The 17,681-nt window shown below is 67.5% G+C and carries 12 protein-coding genes; 10 read left to right on the top strand and 2 right to left on the bottom strand.

Annotation, left to right across the window (positions count from 1 at the left end; genetic code table 11):
• The first annotated feature begins 178 nt into the window (after window positions 1-178).
• The 4 genes from MLG_RS11815 to MLG_RS11830 all read left to right on the top strand — a co-directional run bounded on the left by MLG_RS11815 (window position 179) and on the right by MLG_RS11830 (window position 5,428).
• Window positions 179-1,258 (top strand): glycosyltransferase family 4 protein, encoded by a 1,080-nt coding sequence (locus MLG_RS11815; RefSeq protein WP_011630071.1) that lies wholly within the window; start codon window positions 179-181, stop codon window positions 1,256-1,258.
• Window positions 1,258-3,177: an asparagine synthase (glutamine-hydrolyzing) gene (asnB, locus tag MLG_RS11820; protein ID WP_011630072.1), complete on the top strand. Its 1,920-nt coding sequence runs from the start codon at window positions 1,258-1,260 to the stop codon at window positions 3,175-3,177. Before MLG_RS11815 ends, asnB begins: the two co-directional genes overlap by 1 nt.
• Before the next feature lies 1 nt (window position 3,178).
• Window positions 3,179-4,219, top strand: a complete 1,041-nt coding sequence (locus MLG_RS11825) for an EpsG family protein (RefSeq protein WP_011630073.1) — start codon at window positions 3,179-3,181, stop codon at window positions 4,217-4,219.
• Between the two features lie 69 nt (window positions 4,220-4,288).
• Window positions 4,289-5,428, top strand: a complete 1,140-nt coding sequence (locus MLG_RS11830; RefSeq protein WP_011630074.1) for a glycosyltransferase family 4 protein — start codon at window positions 4,289-4,291, stop codon at window positions 5,426-5,428.
• 16 nt (window positions 5,429-5,444) lie between these two features.
• Here the strand turns inward: MLG_RS11830 and MLG_RS14910 are convergent, their stop codons facing one another.
• Complete coding sequence (locus tag MLG_RS14910) at window positions 5,445-6,860, bottom strand: MraY family glycosyltransferase (RefSeq protein WP_011630075.1); 1,416 nt, start codon at window positions 6,858-6,860, stop codon at window positions 5,445-5,447.
• Between the two features lie 725 nt (window positions 6,861-7,585).
• Between MLG_RS14910 and cysQ the strand changes: the two genes are divergently transcribed.
• The 5 genes from cysQ to MLG_RS11860 all read left to right on the top strand — a co-directional run bounded on the left by cysQ (window position 7,586) and on the right by MLG_RS11860 (window position 14,316).
• On the top strand, window positions 7,586-8,395 hold the full coding sequence (gene cysQ, locus MLG_RS11840) for a 3'(2'),5'-bisphosphate nucleotidase CysQ (protein WP_011630076.1): 810 nt from the start codon (window positions 7,586-7,588) through the stop codon (window positions 8,393-8,395).
• 24 nt (window positions 8,396-8,419) lie between these two features.
• Window positions 8,420-9,328, top strand: a complete 909-nt coding sequence (gene cysD, locus MLG_RS11845; RefSeq protein WP_011630077.1) for a sulfate adenylyltransferase subunit CysD — start codon at window positions 8,420-8,422, stop codon at window positions 9,326-9,328.
• Between the two features lie 2 nt (window positions 9,329-9,330).
• Complete coding sequence (gene cysN, locus MLG_RS11850) at window positions 9,331-11,247, top strand: sulfate adenylyltransferase subunit CysN (protein WP_011630078.1); 1,917 nt, start codon at window positions 9,331-9,333, stop codon at window positions 11,245-11,247.
• A 36-nt stretch (window positions 11,248-11,283) separates the two neighbouring features.
• Entirely contained in the window at window positions 11,284-12,441 is a 1,158-nt protein-coding gene (locus MLG_RS11855; RefSeq protein ID WP_011630079.1) for an ATP-binding protein, read from the top strand.
• Window positions 12,442-12,549: 108 nt separating this feature from the next.
• Window positions 12,550-14,316 (top strand): SLC13 family permease, encoded by a 1,767-nt coding sequence (locus MLG_RS11860; protein ID WP_011630080.1) that lies wholly within the window; start codon window positions 12,550-12,552, stop codon window positions 14,314-14,316.
• Window positions 14,317-14,948: 632 nt separating this feature from the next.
• Here the strand turns inward: MLG_RS11860 and MLG_RS14915 are convergent.
• Entirely contained in the window at window positions 14,949-16,487 is a 1,539-nt protein-coding gene (locus MLG_RS14915; protein WP_011630081.1) for a capsule assembly Wzi family protein, read from the bottom strand.
• 272 nt (window positions 16,488-16,759) lie between these two features.
• Here MLG_RS14915 and pbpG point away from each other — a divergent pair, with 272 nt between their 5' ends.
• Window positions 16,760-17,662 (top strand): D-alanyl-D-alanine endopeptidase, encoded by a 903-nt coding sequence (gene pbpG / locus MLG_RS11870; protein ID WP_232209256.1) that lies wholly within the window; start codon window positions 16,760-16,762, stop codon window positions 17,660-17,662.
• The last annotated feature ends 19 nt before the right edge of the window (window positions 17,663-17,681 follow it).

Here is a 17,681-nt window from a genome sequence, read left to right on the forward strand (position 1 = left end):
CGACAGAACGCTTGACAGCCACCGCCCACGATCTGCTGGCGCGGTATGACGAAATCCTTGCTTCCGGTGCCTGCCGCCATGCGGCGGAGGATTACTTTTCAGGAGGGCAGGGGGCACGGAGGTATCGACACATCTACCAGGCATTGATTCCCGAGTCCGCTAGTTCGGAGACAGGGGCGTGAAGGTCACGCTGCTCTCCAAGTACAGCCGCCTTGGGGCCAGCAGCCGCCTGCGCTCGTTGCAGTACCTGCCAGCACTGGAGGCGGCGGGCATCAATGTGACGGTATGCCCCCTGTTCGACGATGACTATCTCGAGGGTCTCTACAGCGGACAAGGGCGTTCGGTCGGGTCGGTGGCTCGTCGCTTTGCCACCCGGGTTCGTGACCTGCGCGAATCGGCACATGCGGATCTGCTTTGGTTGGAGTACGAGGCGCTGCCCTATCTGCCGCACTGGCTGGAGCACGCCCTGATGCCGCGCGCGCTACCCTACGTGGTGGACTATGACGACGCTGTATTTCACAACTACGACCTGTCCGGCCGCGCCTGGGTGCGGCGCCTGCTGGGCCGCAAGATCGACCGGGTGATGGCCCGTGCGGCCACGGTGATCTGCGGCAACGACTATCTGGCGGCGCGCGCACGTCAGGCGGGTGCCGGGCGGATCGAATACCTGCCCACAGTGGTCGACACGGACCGTTATCCCTTTACGCGACGGCCGGGGAATGCCGAGCCGGTTATCGGCTGGATCGGTTCCCCCTCCACCCAGCACTACGTGACGGAGCTTGCCCCGATACTGGAACGCATCGGCGAGAAGCACGGTGCACGCCTCGTGCTGGTGGGCGCCCGTCCAGACGTAGCGGAGTGGTTCAGGAACCTGCCTGTGGAGGTCGTCCCTTGGTCCGAGGACACCGAGGCGGACCAAGTGGCCCGATTCGATATCGGCATCATGCCGTTGCCCGACGGCCCTTGGGAGCGCGGAAAGTGCGGTTACAAGCTAATCCAGTACATGGCCTGCGGTAAGCCAGTGATCGCCTCCCCGGTGGGGGTCAACATGCGGATCGTGCAGGATTGGAACTGCGGATTGCTGGCCGACGATCACGAGCAGTGGTTCCGGGCCTTGGACCGGCTGCTTGGCGATCCCAGCGAAAGAGAAACATTTGGGGCGACAGGGCGTGAAGCGGTCGAGGCGCATTACTCCCTGCAGGCCCAGGCACCGCGTTTGGCTGTTGCTTTGCGTGAAGCCGCCGGGGGCAAACCCTGATGTGCGGCATCACCGGCTTCTGGGGCGGGCCCGCGGTGGACGAAGGCATCGCCGGGCGCATGGCCGCGCGGATCGCGAGCCGCGGGCCGGACGATGCCGGCGCTTGGCGGGACGTAAAGGCGGGCGTGGCGCTGGCGCACCGGCGGCTGTCTGTTATTGAGCTCTCCCCGGCCGGCCACCAGCCCATGCGCTCGCCCTGCGGGCGCTACACGCTGGTCTACAACGGCGAGATCTACAATCACCTCGACCTGCGCGTGGCGCTGGAGACCGCGGGGGGCGCCCCCGACTGGCGCGGGTATTCGGACACGGAGACGCTGCTGGCAGCGCTGGCCCACTGGGGCGTGCCGGAGACGTTGACGCGGCTCAACGGCATGTTCGCCTTCGCACTGTGGGATAACCGGGAAGCCACCCTGTTCCTCGCACGCGACCGCATGGGCGAGAAGCCGCTCTATTACGGGCGCAACGGCGGGACTTTCCTGTTCGGCTCCGAGCTCAAGGCACTGACCGCATATCCGGGCTGGCAGGGTCAGGTGGACCGCGACGCCCTGGCGCTGTACCTGCGCTACAACCACGTGCCCGCGCCGCGGAGCATCTACCGCGGTATCGGCAAGCTGCCGCCGGCGCATTACGTGGCCGTGCGTGACGGCGGGCGGAACGTGGGTGAGCCGCAGTGCTACTGGAGTCTGGGCGAGATCGCCGAACAGGGGGTAATGCAGGCCGGCGGGTCAGCGCACGAGCTGGCCGACGAGCTGGACGGGCTGCTGCGCGACGCCGTGGGCCGGCGCATGGCGGCGGACGTGCCGCTGGGGTCGTTCCTCTCCGGCGGGTTCGACTCCAGCATGGTCGCCGCGCAGATGCAGGCGCAGAGCGAGCGGCCGGTGAAGACCTTTTCCATCGGCTTCCACGAGGCCGGGTACAACGAGGCCGACCACGCGCGGGCGGTGGCGACGCACCTGGGTACGGATCACACGGAGCTTTACATCACGCCCGAGGAGGCCATGGCGGTCATCCCGGAGCTGCCAGCAATCTTCGACGAGCCGTTCGGCGATTCCTCGCAGATCCCCACCTACCTTGTCAGTCGGATGGCGCGCGAGCACGTGACCGTGAGTCTGTCCGGAGACGGGGGTGATGAGCTGTTCGGGGGTTATAATCGCCACGTGGTCGGCCCGGCGCTCTGGGGGCGGCTGGCGCGGTTGCCGGCACCGTTGCGGCGCGGGCTGGGCCGTGCGGTGGGCGTGGCCGCGCGAATAGATCGGCTGCCCGGCGCGGGGCGCGTACCGCAGTTGGGTGAGAAGCTGGACAAGCTGGCCAGCGCCATGCGGGCGAGCGGCGGCACAGCCTTCTATAAGGACCTGCTTTCGCACTGGAAGACACCCGCAACGGTGGTCCGCGGGGCGAGTGAGCCGGCTAGCCTACCGGACCGTATCGAGGCCATGCCGAATCTGCCCGGCCTGCGAGAACGGATGCTGTACCTGGACATGATGACCTACCTGCCGGACGACATTTTGACCAAGGTGGACCGGGCCAGCATGGCGGTCAGCCTGGAGGCGCGGGTGCCGCTGCTCGACCATCGGCTGGTGGCCTTCGCCTGGCGGGTGCCCACGGACTACAAGGTGCGCGACGGGCAGGGCAAGTGGCTGTTCCGCCGGGTGCTGGACCGCTACGTGCCGCGGGCGCTCATGGAGCGGCCCAAGATGGGCTTCGCCGTGCCCATCGAGCACTGGCTGCGCGGCCCCCTGCGCGACTGGGCCGAGGTCTTGCTGGACGAGCGGCGCCTGGAGCGGGAAGGCTTCTTCCACCCCGCGCCGATCCGCCGAATGTGGGCGGAGCACCTTTCCGGTCGGCGCCGGCACCATGCACCGCTGTGGAACGTGCTGATGTTCCAGGCGTGGTCGGAAAGGCAGGAGAGGATCGGCTGAGATGGGCCCTTACTGGCTGTTCTTCCTGGTCCCCCTGCTGGGTCTGTTCAGCCCGAAGCGGCTCGCACCCGACGCACGGCTGGCCGCCTGGTGCCTGATCGGGTTGTTCTTTGCGCTGGCCATCGGCTTGCGCCATGAGGTGGGGGGGGACTGGGGATCCTATCTCGCTTACCTGAAGCGTGCGGGGGAGATGAGTCTGCAGGAGGTGCTGCTCGCCAGTGACCCGGGGTATTACCTGGTCAACTGGCTGGTGGCGCAGTTCGGGGGCGGCATCTATTGGGTCAACCTGATCTGTGGGGCCATCCTGATGGCGGGCGTGGTGAAGTTCGCCCGCCGGCAGCCACTGCCGTGGCTGGCCCTGCTGGTGGCAGTGCCCTACCTGATCATCGTGGTGGGCATGGGCTATACCCGCCAGGCGGTGGCCCTGGGGCTGGTGCTGCTGGCCTTGGTGGCCTTGGGGGATGGTCGCACGCGGACATTTATTGGTTGGGTGCTGATTGGCGCCGCCTTCCACAAATCGGCCGTGCTGTTGTTGCCAGTGGCAGGCCTGGCGGCCAGCCGCAATCGCTGGTTTTCGATGGCGATGGGCGCGCTGGCCGCGCTGATCGGGGGCTATATCTTCCTGTTCGACTCGGTGGACCACCTTTGGACCCACTACGTTGAGGCGGACTACCACTCCCAGGGCGGGGTCATCCGGGTGATGATGAACGCGGTTCCGGCGGCGCTGTTCCTGTTGCTGTATCGGTATTTTCGCCTGGAGGAAGGAGAGCGCCGGTTGTGGTGGTGGATGGCGGTGTTCGCCCTTGTCTGTATTCCGCTGGTACTGGTGTCGTCGACGGCGACCGACCGGGTCGCCTTGTACCTGATCCCCGTCCAGATGTTCGTGTTCGCGCGCCTGCACACCCTGGTGCGGGATCCGCTGCATCGGAGCTACGTGGTGGTCGCGGTGGTGACGTACTACGCCCTGGTGCTGGCCGTATGGCTGGCCTATGCCGCCCACTCCCAATTCTGGCTGCCCTACCAGGTGGCCTGGTCCGCCTAGGCGGCCGGACCACCGGGCCGGGGCATTGGCGATATCGGAACGCTCACGGTTCTTAACAGGGAGCAGACTATGGGACGGTCCGGGGTGGTGGCGCTGGTCTCGAACACCTCTTGGTATCTCTACAACTTCCGGCGCGGGACGCTGGCGGCGTTACGCGATGCGGGATACCGGGTGGTGTGCCTCGCGCCGCCGGATGCCTATTCCAGGCGGCTGGAGGAGGAACTGGGCGCAGAGCACCTGCCCCTGGCCATGGAGGGGAAGAGCACCCGGCTATGGGACGAGGCCAGGAGCCTGCTGACACTGGCCAACACGCTGCGCCGCCTGCGCCCTGCCTTCGTCTTCAACTACACCGTCAAGGCGAACATCTACTCCGGCCTGGCCTGCCAGGCGCTGCGCATTCCCTACGCCAACAATGTCTCCGGGCTGGGTACCGCCTTTATCCACGACGGTTGGCTGTTCCGGCGCGTGCGTTCGCTCTACGGCCTGGCCAACCGGGGCGCGCGGCAGGTGTTCCTCCAGAACCCCGATGACCACGCCCTCCTTCAGTCCCACGGCCTGTTGCGCAACTCCCCGACGATGGTGCTCCCCGGCTCAGGCATAGACACCGCGCGGTTCGACTTTTCGCACCTGCCGGACGCGTCACCCTTCACCTTTGTGATGATCGCGCGCCTGCTCGGGGACAAGGGGGTACGAGAGTACGTCCAGGCCGCCGAGTTGGTGCGTGAACAGCACCCCGATACCCGCTTTCTGCTCGTCGGTCCGCACGGCGCCAGCAACCGCACCGCAATCCCCGAGGAAGAGGTGCGCGCCTGGCAGGCACGGGGTGTGGTGGAGTACCTGGGTGAGCAGGAGGATGTTCGCCCTTTCATCAGGCAATCGCACATCCTGGTACTGCCCTCCTATCGTGAGGGCATGCCGCGGACCGTACTGGAGGCGGCTGCCATGGGGCGCCCGGCCATCGTGTCCGATGTGCCTGGGTGCCGGCACGCCGTGGTTGATGGCGAAACCGGCTGGCTGGCCCCGGTTAAGCGCCCGGAGGCTCTCGCCCGGCAAATGGTCGACTGCGCGGCGCTGCCGCGCGAAGCGCTGGCGCAGGCGGGCAGCACAGCACGCCAACGTATCGAGCGGGTGTTCGATGAGCGTGTTGTGGTGGCGGCCACGCTGGCCTGCCTACGGGATGAGCCTGTGGGCGCCAGCGGCTCGCAATGAGGGAGGATGGCTGCTATTAGCGAGGCCGGACCTGGTAGCCCCTCGCCAGGGTGTCCATCGTATCTTCGCGAACCGCCCGCATGAACGCGTCCCAGGCGGCCCGTTCCGTATCGAATTGCTGGCTCCACTGAACAGGTGGGTTTACACCATCATAGGTCTCCAGGGTCCAGTGGGTGTCCTTGGCGTACCGGAAGATTCGCACGTCGACGGCCAGACCATCCTGAATGAACATTCCGGAATAGTCCGAGTCGACGCGCACGGCGATCAGCGGAGGGTTAAGTGAGTCGGGCGAAGCCACCGCATCCTGTCTCCGGTTGAGGGCGCTGAAGGGCCACCTGGCACGACGGTAGAGCGTTGCAAGCCGCATGATCATCAGATGCAGCCCGCCAAAGGCCAATGCGAAGAAGGCAAGCGCCACGTACGCGGCCACTGCCTGATTCCAGAGTATAACGCCGGTGGCCACCGGTAGCGCAATTATCGGCGCCATCACCAGCGTCGCCAGTGGATTGGTCAGTTCACGGCGGTTGGAGCCGAACCAGACCACCTCCAGGCACCGCCGGATCTTCTGGTGCAGGTGCATCTTGTCGGGTTCAGCAATGCGCTGCCGCGCCAGGAACCTGCGGAGGATGGTGTGCAGGGTGTCTGCAAGTGGCCAGAAAAGGACGAGAACCACCGCAGCAAACGCAACCGCTGGGGCCAGCATAACCAGGGCGATGGCCAGCCAAGCCAGCAGGTGCCCAATGCCGTAGGAGCCCGCATCCCCAAGGAACAGCCTGCCCAGCGGCCAATTCCACGCCAGGAACCCCAGGCAAGCCGCCCCCAGCAGCATGGCAAAGAGGCTTATCTCGGGCTCGCCAGCCTGGTAAGCGATCGCGCTTAGCCCGGCAGCCGCCACGAGTGCGGTGAAGGCCGCCAAGCCATTCATACCGTCAATCAGATTGACCGCGTGGCAAAAACCGGCCGCGCCCAGCACCGTGAGAACGATCGCCAGGGGCATGAAGGTCATCAGCAGGTCAATGCCTGGTAAGTCGGCCCTCGGCACCCAAAGGCCCAGGATCAGGACGCAGGCCGCTGCCGATATGGCGGCGGCCATCAAGCGGCCCCGGGGTGAGACAGGATAGCCCAAGTCCTCCGCCAGCCCCGCCATCAGCACCGGCAAGGCTGTCAGCAGGAGGAGCATGGTGAAGCTGATATCGGTCGTCCCGCTCAGGACCAGGGCGCCGGCCAGCACCCCGCCAAAGATCGCGACCCCGCCCAACCGCAGCACCTCGCCGGTGTGCGAGGCCTGCACGGCATCCAGGTCGTTCCGGTCTCGCGTCAGACGGGATAACGCAGGTTCCGCCGCGACCAGCACCCAACCAATGAGAAGGGAGGTCAGGATCGCCGTCACGGCAGGATCTGTTAGCGTTTGCAAACCAAGCTCCAGCGACATTGTTCTAGGCTTCCCATGCCGACCGACAGATCGGTGAGGCTGACACAGCACATACGGCGCCGCGCGGCGGGGCCATGCGCCGGAAAGTGCATCAAGCAGGACTGATGGTTGGAATATAGCAGAGTCTGGAAGGCCGATGAATGCGTTCCTGCCTTGGCAAAACCAGCACGACGTTGCGTGTTGTCGCATTCATTTGCCAACTCTAAAGTTATAACAATCCTCACAATGAAAAGCATTTTCATTGTGAGGATTGTTATAATGATGCACCGGAAGGCGCCCTACTCTACGTCACTGCCATGCTCTTCGTCACTGCGAGGAGGTGAAGCCGACGTGGCAGTCTACCCCTCTGGATCGCCACGGGCCTTCGGCCCTCGCGATGGCGGGGAAAGCCTTCGGCCCTCTTGAAGAACTGGACGGTGCAGGAAGCGGAAGGTCGCCCCCACCGTCACTGCGAGGAGCGCCACCTCCCCCACTGTCACTGCGAGGAGGCGAAGCCGACGTGGCAGTCTACCGCCCTGGATCGCCACGGGCCTTCGGCCCTCGCGATGACGGAGGAAAGCCTTCGGCCCTCGCGATGACGGGGGTGCCCCGTTCCTCGCTGATTCGCGCCCGCGCAGCGGGGCGGGGGGCTCGCGATGACAGGGGGCATTTTGCGCCCTTGTGCCTTGTGATGACGGGGGCGGGGGTTTTCACGTCGCGCCTTTTGATGACGGGTAATTGTGTTTATGCAGAAGCTACTTGAATCCGTACACCAAGCCATGGACGAGGCGGCCCGCGAGGTGATGGCGATTTACGCCGATCCCACCCGTTTCGATACCCAGCACAAGGACGACGACAGCCCCCTGACCGCCGCCGATCTGGCGGCGCATCGCTGTCTCTGCCGGCACCTGGAGGCGGCCACGCCGGAGATCCCGGTGTTGTCGGAGGAGTCCGCCGAGGTGCCTTCGGAGGAGCGCCGGCGGTGGGCGCGCTGTTGGGTGGTGGACCCGCTGGACGGGACCAAGGAGTTCCTCAAGCGCAACGACGAGTTTACGCTGAATGTGGCGCTGGTGGAGGACGGCCGGGTGGTGTTGGGGGTGGTGGATGCGCCGGCGCTGGGGCGGCGTTATTTTGCCGCCGAGGGTGTGGGGGCCTGGCGGCGGGATGGGGCCGCGGCCACCGAGGAGCGCCTGTCCGTGGCGTCACCCCCTGCCGAAGGCCGGGCCTGGCGGGTGGTGGGCAGCCGCTCCCACCCCGGGCCGGCGCTGCAGGCCTTTGTCGATCGGCTGCCCGCCGCCGAGGTGGTGCCCATGGGCAGCTCGCTGAAGCTCTGCCTGGTGGCCGAGGGCAGCGCCGACCTTTACCCCCGGCTGGGGCCCACCTGCGAGTGGGACACCGCCGCCGCCCAGTGTGTGGTGGAGCAGGCCGGCGGCCGGGTGCTGGATGCCGCGACCGGCGAGCCGCTGCGCTATAACCAGCGTGATACCCTACTCAACCCCTGGTTCATCGCCTGCGCCGAGCGCCACCCGGCCTGGCGCTTGCCCGATACCGAATAACCCTGCTGAGTCGATCAATCTGTTATGGATAACCGTACCCTGACCCACCTCCGTCAGCTCGAGGCGGAGAGCATCCACATCATCCGCGAGGTGGTGGCCGAGTTCGAGAACCCGGTGATGCTCTACTCCATCGGCAAGGACTCGTCGGTGATGCTGCACCTGGCCCGCAAGGCCTTCTACCCCGGCACCCCGCCCTTCCCGCTGATGCACGTGGACACCACCTGGAAGTTCCGCGAGATGATCGAGTTCCGCGACCGCATGGCGAAAGAGGCGGGCATGGAGCTGATTGTGCACATCAACCAGGAGGGCGTGGCCCAGGGCATCGGCCCCTTCAGCCACGGCTCGCGGGTGCACACCGATGTGATGAAGACCCAGTCGCTCAAGCAGGCGCTGGACAAGTACCGCTTCGACGCCGCCTTCGGCGGGGCCCGCCGGGACGAGGAGCGCTCCCGCGCCAAGGAGCGGGTCTACTCCTTCCGCGATCGCAACCACGCCTGGGACCCGAAGAACCAGCGCCCGGAGCTCTGGCGGCTCTATAACGGCCAGGTGCACAAGGGCGAGAGCATCCGCGTGTTTCCGCTGTCTAACTGGACGGAGCTGGACATCTGGCAGTACATCTATCTGGAGGAGATCCCCATCGTGCCGCTCTACTACGCGGCCCGCCGCCCGGTGGTGGAGCGCGACGGCACCCTGATTATGGTGGATGACGACCGCATGCCCCTGGAGCCGGGCGAGGAACCGGAGATGGCGATGGTGCGCTTCCGCACCCTGGGCTGCTACCCGCTGACCGGGGCCATCCGCTCCGAGGCGGCGACGCTGCCCGAGATCATCCAGGAGATGCTGCTGACCAAGAGCAGCGAGCGCCAGGGCCGAGTCATCGACCACGACGCCGCCGGCTCGATGGAAGAGAAGAAACGCCAGGGGTACTTCTGATTATGTCGCACGCATCCGAGCTCATCGCCCAGGACATTGAGGCCTACCTGAAGCAGCACGAGCAGAAGGACCTGCTGCGCTTTATCACCTGCGGCAGCGTGGACGACGGCAAGAGCACGCTGATCGGCCGGCTGCTGCACGACTCGCAGCTCATCTACGAGGACCAGCTCGCCGCCATCAAGCGCGACTCGGGCAAGTACGGCACCACCGGCGATGAGGTGGACCTGGCGCTGCTGGTGGACGGCCTGCAGTCGGAGCGCGAACAGGGCATCACCATCGATGTGGCCTACCGCTACTTCTCCACCGAGAAGCGCAAGTTCATCATTGCCGACACCCCGGGCCACGAGCAGTACACCCGTAACATGGCCACCGGGGCCTCCACCGCCAGTCTGGCGATCATCCTGGTGGATGCGCGCAAGGGGCTGCAGGTGCAGACCCGGCGCCACAGCTTTATCGTCTCGCTGCTGGGCATCCGCCACGTGGTGCTGGCGGTGAACAAGATGGACCTGGTGGACTACGACCAGGCGGTGTTCGACGCCATCTGCAAAGATTACCAGGACTTCGTGAAGCGCCTGGGCATTCCCGATGTGCACTACGTGCCGGTCTCCGCCTTGCAGGGCGATAACGTGGTGAAGCCCTCGACGGCCATGCCCTGGTACGACGGCCCGACGATGATGCACATCCTCGAGACCCTGCCGGTGGCGGCCGATCGCAATTTCGACGAGTTCCGCCTGCCGGTGCAGTACGTCAACCGGCCGAACCCGGACTTTCGCGGCTTCTGCGGCACCATCGCCAGCGGTGTGGTGCATCCGGGCGACCCGGTGGTCGCCCTGCCCTCGGGCAAGCGCTCGCGGGTGGCGCGCATTGTCACCTGGGAGGGGGACCTGGCGGAGGCCTTCCCGCCCCAGGCGGTGACGCTGACCCTGGAGGACGAGATCGACGTCAGCCGGGGGGATATCCTGGCCAGCCCGGACACGGTGCCGACCGTCTCCGAGGCCTTCGATGCGCGCATTGTCTGGATGGCCGAGCAGCCGATGCTGCCCGGGCGGCAATACGACATCAAGCTGGGCACGCGCCTGGTGCCGGGCACGCCCACGGCGGTGCACCACCGGATCGACGTGAACTCGTTGGAGCACCAGCACGCGGAGGAGCTGGGGCTGAACGAGATCGGTTACTGCCGGGTGACGCTGAACCAGCCGGTGCCCTTCGATGCCTACGAGCGGGTGGCGGACACCGGCAGCTTTATCCTCATCGACCGGCTGACCAACGTGACCGTGGGCGCGGGCATGATCGTGCGCCCGGCGGAGCGGGCGGTGCCGGAGAAGTCCGACGATGTGGTCTGGCAGGAGCCGAAGATCAGCAAGCAGCAGCGGGCCAACCAGAAGACCCAGCGCCCGGCCATCCTATGGTTCACCGGGCTGTCCGGCTCGGGCAAGTCGACCCTGTCCAACGCCCTGGAGCAGCGGCTCTACCAGCTTGGCTACCACAGCTACCTGCTGGACGGCGACAACATCCGCCATGGGCTTAACGGGGACTTGGGCTTCAGCCGCGAGGACCGGGTGGAGAACATCCGCCGCATCGGCGAGGTGGCACGGTTGTTCGTGGACGCGGGGCTGCTGGTGGTGACCGCCTTCATCTCCCCCTTCCGCGCCGACCGGGCGATGGTGCGCGAGCTGGTGGAGGACGGTGAGTTCGTGGAGATCTTCGTCGACACCCCGCTGGAGGTCTGCGAGCAGCGCGACCCCAAGGGGCTGTACGCCAAGGCCCGCGCCGGGGTGATCAAGGAGTTCACCGGCATCGACTCGCCCTACGAGCCCCCGGAGAAGCCGGAGCTGCACATCCGCACCGCGGAGCTGTCCGTGGACGAGAGCGTGGAGCGCATCATCGCCTATCTGCAGGACCGGCACATCTTGCGGTAGGTTGTGCAGATTGTAAGTCCTACTTACAATCTGCACATGATCAAAAGGGACGCCGCCGCAACCCTCCAGCAGCTGGCCGCCAGTTTCCCCGTAGTGGCGGTGACGGGGCCACGCCAGTCGGGCAAGAGTACGCTGGTGCGGGCGGTGTTTCCCGACCGCCCCTATGTCTCTCTGGAGGATCCGGACCGTCGCGAGTTTGCGGCCGATGATCCGCGCGGTTTCCTGGCGCAGTATCCGGCTGGCGCGATCCTTGATGAGGTGCAGCGCTGTCCGGACCTGTTTTCCTACCTTCAGACCCGGGTGGATGCGTCCGGCCGGCTGGGCGAGTGGATTCTGACCGGCTCCCAGCAGTTCGGAATGCTCTCGGCGGTGTCCCAGAGCCTGGCGGGCCGTGTGGGCATGCTCGCGCTCCTGCCCTTTGCACTCGGCGAGTTGCAGGCCGCTGGGCGGGAGCCAACCAGCGTGGACACCTGGTTGTGGGAGGGGGCCTACCCGCCGGTTCATGACCGCCCGGTGGATCCGCTGATCTGGTACGGGAGCTATGTGCAGACCTACCTGGAGCGTGACGTGCGTCAACTCCTGGAGGTACGGGACCTCTCCCTGTTCCAGCGTTTTTTGCGCTTGGTGGCCGGCCGCACCGGTCAGCTATTGAACCAGTCGGCCCTGGGTGATGAGGTTGGGGTCAGCCACAACACGGTTCGTGAGTGGCTGTCAGTGTTGGAGGCAAGCTACGTCATCCACCGCCTGCCGCCGCACCATCGGAATTTCAACAAACGGCTGGTCAAGACCCCCAAGCTATACATGCTGGATACGGGCCTTGCCTGCTGGCTCCTGGGCATCGAGAATGCCAGCCAACTCACGACGCACCCGCTGCGTGGTGCGCTGTTCGAGACCGCGGTGGTCGGCGAGTTTCTGAAGGCGCGCTGGAACAAGGGCTTGCCGTCCAACCTGGCCTTCTGGCGGGATCGGGCCGGCCGGGAGGTGGACCTGGTCATCGACCGGGCGGGCGTATTGCAGCCGGTGGAGATCAAGTCGGGATCGACGGTCAGCCGTGATGCCTTCCGGGGGCTGAACCGCTGGTGCGAGCTGGCTGGCGCCGAAGGGGCATCGCCCATGCTGGTGTATGCAGGGGACGAGGACCGTGAGCAACGCGGCGTTGCGGTGGTGTCGTGGACCTCGCTGGGCAGGGGGTGAAAGCGCGCCGGGCAAAGCTGTTGAGCCCCTTTAGTCCGGACCCGTTGTCTGTACCCGTTGTCTGTACCTACGGCCAAAGGCACAAGATTTAGAGAGTGACCGCGACAGATGCCCTTTGACGCCTGGCTTACCGCCGGTGTGGTCAGCGCCATGCTGGCCGCGCTCACCTTTACCCGCGCCGCCCCGGACCTGGTGTTCGTGGGCGGCGTTGTCGTGTTACTGCTCGCGGGGGTGGTGACACCGGCGGATGCCTTTTCCGGTTTTTCCAACCAGGGCGTGATCACGGTGGCCGCCCTCTACGTGGTGGTGGCCGGGCTGCGCGAGACCGGCGGCATTCAGTGGCTGGTGCAGGCGGTGCTGGGCCAGCCGCGCTCACTCCCCCGGGCCCAGTGGCGGCTGACCGGGCCGGCGGCTTTCTTCAGCGCCTTTCTCAATAACACGCCGGTGGTGGGCATGCTGATTCCGGCGGTCAGCGACTGGGCGCGCAAGTTCGACCTGCCGGTCTCGCGGCTGATGCTGCCGCTGTCCTATGCCGCCATCCTGGGGGGCACCTGCACCCTGATCGGCACCAGCACCAACCTGGTGGTCAACGGGCTGTTGCTGGACCGCACTGACGCGGGCCTGGGCCTGTTCGACATCGCCTGGGTGGGCCTGCCGGTGGCCCTGGTGGGGCTGGTCTTCATGCTGGTGTTCAACCGCTGGTTGTTCCCGGACCGGCGGCCGGCGATCAGCGAGATCGACGACCCTCGGGAGTACACCCTGGAGATGCTGGTGGACCCGAAGGGGCCGCTGGTGGGCAAGTCCATCGAGGAGGCGGGGCTGCGCCACCTGCCGGGCGGCTTTCTGGCCGAGCTGGACCGGGACGGCACCCTGCTGCCGGCGGTCTCGCCACAGGAGGTGCTACGCGGTGGCGACCGGTTGATCTTCGTGGGGGTGGTGGAGTCGATGGTGGACCTGCAGAAGATGCGCGGGCTCACCCCGGCCACCGACCAGGTCTTCAAGCTGGACGGCCACCGGGCGGACCGGGCGCTGCTGGAGGTGGTGGTCTCGGACACCTGCCCGGTGGCCGGCGAGACCGTCCGCGACGGTGAGTTCCGCAACCGCTACAACGCGGTGGTGTTGGCGGTGGCGCGTAACGGTGAGCGGGTGAAGGGCAAGGTCGGTGATATCCGCCTGCGGCCGGGGGATACGCTGCTGGTGGAGGCCGGCCCGGGCTTCGCGGCGCAGAACCGCAACCGGCGCGATTTCTTTCTGATGAGCCAGGTGCAGGACTCGGCCACCCCGCGCCATGAACGCGCCCTGCTGGCCGGGCTGATCATGCTGGCGATGGTGGTGGTGGCCACCACCGGCGTGGTGTCGATGCTGGAGGCGGCCCTGGCCGCCGCCGGGCTGATGGTGGTGACCCGGTGCGTGACCCTGGAGGGCGCCCGGAGCAGCCTGGACTGGCCGGTCCTGATCACCATCGCGGCGGCCTTCGGCGTGGGCGCGGCGATGGACAACACGGGCCTGGCCCACATCGTCGGCATGGGCCTGACCGGCCTGGCCGGCGACACCCCGTGGCTGAACCTGGCGGCCATCTACCTGGTCACGGCGGTGTTTACGGCGGTGATCACCAACAACGCCGCCGCGGTGTTGATGTTCCCGGTGGCGTTTGCGGTGGCGGGGGACTTGGACGTGAGCGTGTTGCCCTTCGCCATCGGCATCATGCTCGCCGCCTCCGCCAGCTTCGCCACGCCGATGGGGTATCAGACCAACCTGATGGTCTACGGGCCTGGCGGGTACCACTTCGCCGACTACCTGCGTGCGGGTATTCCGCTTAACCTGGTGACCGGGCTGGTGGCCTTGGCCGTTATACCGCAAGTCTGGACGTTCTAATCGGCGCCGCCCCCCACGACACCGCCTCCCGCCACGACACCGTCCCTCCCCCGTCACTGCCCCTCCCCCGTCACTGCGAGGAGCGAAGCGACGCGGCAGTCCACACGCCGCATGGATCGCCGCGGGCCTCCGGCCCTCGCGATGACGGGTGGGGGCGCCTCCCCCGTCACTGCCCCTCCCCCCGTCACTGCGAGGAGCGAAGCGACGTGGCAGTCCACACGCCGCATGGATCGCCGCGGGCCTCCGGCCCTCGCGATGACGGGTGGGGGCGCCTCCCCCGTCACTGCTCCTGCCCCCGTCACTGCCCCTCCCCCCGTCACTGCGAGGAGCGAAGCGACGCGGCAGTCCACACGCCGCATGGATCGCCGCGGGCCTTCGGCCCTCGCGATGACGGGTGGGGGGATCGCCGCGGGCCTCCGGGCATCGCGATGACGGGTGGGGGCGCCTCCCCCGTCACTGCGAGGAGCGAAGCGACGTGGCAGTCCACACGCCGCATGGATCGCCACGGGCCTTCGGCCCTCGCGATGACGGAGAGAAGGTGGCGGCCGTCGCGATGACGGAGAGAAGGTGGCGGCCCTTGCGATGACAGGGAGAAGGCGGCGGCCGTGGCGATGAGGGGGTGGGGGTGGCGGTCAGAACCGCCACTCGTAGCCCGCCCAGCCTCTCGGTTCCCAGTCCACGCTGCCCCGGTCCAGCGGGTCCAGTCGGGCGATGCCCGCGCCCAGGCTGACTTCGCCTGCCAGCCAGGGCCAGCGGTACTCCCCTTCCAGGTCCAGCAGCCGGAGTTTACGCGGGGCGATGCGGTTGCCGCCGCCCGGCATGCGCATGCGGTCGCCCCGGTTCAGGGTGCCGCCCTGGAACTTCAGGTGGGCGCTGTGGCCATTGGGCGCGAGGTATTGGCCGCCGAGGGTGACCAGGCGGCTGTCGTTGTCCGTGGCGTAGCCCATGGGGCGGTCGCGGTAACGGTAGCTGGTGGGCAGGGAGCTGCTCTCGTAGGCGGTCGCGAAGCGCTTGCGGCTGGACCAGAAGCGCGCGGTGGTGTCGGTGTATTCCAGGAACACCCGGTAGCTGGCGTCGTTGGGCAGCGCCCCCCAGGTCTCCAGCCCGAACAGACCGATGTGCTTAGTGGGGATGCCGCCGGCCTCGTCCTCGCCGATGTACTGCAGGTAGGCGGCCCAGGGCAGGCGGTGGTCGGGGGAGCTGAAGCGCAGATCAATGCCGGCCATCTGGTCGGCAGTGGTATCCCGCCCCTTACTGTTGGTATCGCCGATCGCAATGTTGCCGAAGCTCCGCCAGGTGTGCGGGGAATCCCAGATCGCCGTCCGGCTCAACCCCACCTCCAGCCGCTGCACCGGCTGGAAGGCGAAGCGGCCGCCGATGAAGTAGGGCCGGGGCACCACTCGGTCCGACTCCAGCCGGTTGGCGAACACCTGCAGCGTCCAGGGGCCCAGCCAATTCAGCACCGGCAGGTCCGAGGCGCGGGGTTCGGCCCGTTGCACGGCCACGCCGGGCGAGGGGCGGGCGGCGTTGCCCAGGATCAGGCTGCCGGACCAGCCCGGGCCCCAGTAGTGGTCGATGGCGCCGGCCGAGATGATCCAGTTGCCCAGGTGGGCAGCCAGGTAGCTGCCGTCGGCGCGGAAGTCCTTGTCGTCCGCCGGGTCCTCCACCCACTGGCCGCTCAGCCGCGCGGCCAGCCGATCGCCCTGGTAGCCGACAGCCACATCCACCTGACTGCCTTGGGGGTTGGCGTGGCCGTACCAGGCCAGTTGCGCCGGGGGCTCGGCCTCACCGGCCGCGCCGCGCGCCCTCAGCTCGCCGTGCCAGCCCTCGGTGCGGGCCAGTTGCCGGTGCAGGCGGTGCCAGGCGGCGGCCTGCTGGGGGTTGAGGTCGGCCGGCGGCTGCGGACGGGCGGCGACCCCGGCCAGGGCCTGGCGGGGCAGCGGCCAGGTGCCCAGGGCGCCGGTGATGGCGCCGGCGTCCACCAGCAGTTGCACGTCGTGACGCACCCGGGCATCGTTCTCGGGCAGCCAGTGGGCCTGGACCGAGGCGGTCGCGGTGAGGCCGGCGCCGGCGAGCAGCAGGGGCAGCGCGGCGCGGCGCCACCACCGGCCCGGGGGGTGCGTGGCGGGGGCGCGGTGCACCCGTTGGCGTGGTGGTTTCTGCGTGTTCATTGAGTCCCCAAAGGCACAGCGCAAGGGCATTGGCGCCAGCCGGCCGCAGGTGCAGGCCGGGGGCCGCTTATGAGATGTTTTACGCAGAATAGCAGAATCACCGGCCCCGTTGGACGGGGCCTGCCCGTCAGATAGTGCTGGTCACAACGCCCCGGCCGGAGGGCCAGACAGAGCGGGCGGGCTCCGGCATAATGGGTGGCTTCCACGCCAATGCCGGAAGTCTGCCGTTTATGAGAATGGGGTCGCGAGTTCGATACCGCGCAGTCTCCCGTTTGCGGGGGCTGGTATGCCTGGGGTTTGCGCTGCTGTTGCTGGGGGCCTGGGCCCCGGCCGCCCACACGTCCGGGGGGATCGAACGCGAGCCGCTCCAGCTCGCCTCGGTGCACGCGGCGGCGGTCTATCTGGACACCGGGGAGCGGCTGGTCGGCAAGCGCGCGGACATGCCGGCCCCCATCGCGTCGCTGACCAAGCTGATGACGGCCCTGGTGGTGGTCGAGTCCGGGGCGCCGTTGGATGAGTGGCTCACCATCGTCCCCCGCCAGCACGCCGTGACCAAGAACGCCTACTCCCGCATGCGGGTCGACTCCCGGCTGCCGCGCGGCGAACTGGTGCGCCTGGCGCTGATGTCCTCGGAGAACCTGGCCACCTACGTGCTGGCGCACCATCACCCCGGCGGCCGCGCGGCGTTCATCGCCGCGATGAACGCCAAGGCCAAAGAACTGGGGATGACCCAGACGCGGTTTGTCGACAGCAGCGGCCTGTCGGTTGAGAACGTCGCCAGCGCGAACGACCTGCTCAAGCTGCTCGCCGCCGCCAACGAGCACGAGGTGATCCGCGACTACTCCACCACCCGCTACCACACTGCGCACTTCCGCGGCCCGCGCTACACCAAGGGGTACGCCAACACCAATCCGCTGGTCGCCCACAGCCGGTGGCAGGTGGGGTTGAGCAAGACCGGCTACCTGGTGGAGGCCGGGCGCTGCCTGGCGATGGTGGCGGAGATGGAGGGCCGGCCGGTGGCGCTGGTCTTCCTGAACTCCCACGGCACCCGCAGCCCGCTGGGCGATGCCGGCCGCTTCCGCCGCTGGCTGGCCGACGGCGTCGGCGGCACCGTGGCCGCATCCGCCCGCGAATACGAACAGCAGGTGGGCGCGCGGCTTGAATCCGACGGCTGATGGGGCGGCGCAGTGCCGT

The organism is Alkalilimnicola ehrlichii MLHE-1, assembly GCF_000014785.1.
Taxonomy (GTDB): Bacteria; Pseudomonadota; Gammaproteobacteria; order Nitrococcales; family Halorhodospiraceae; genus Alkalilimnicola; species Alkalilimnicola ehrlichii.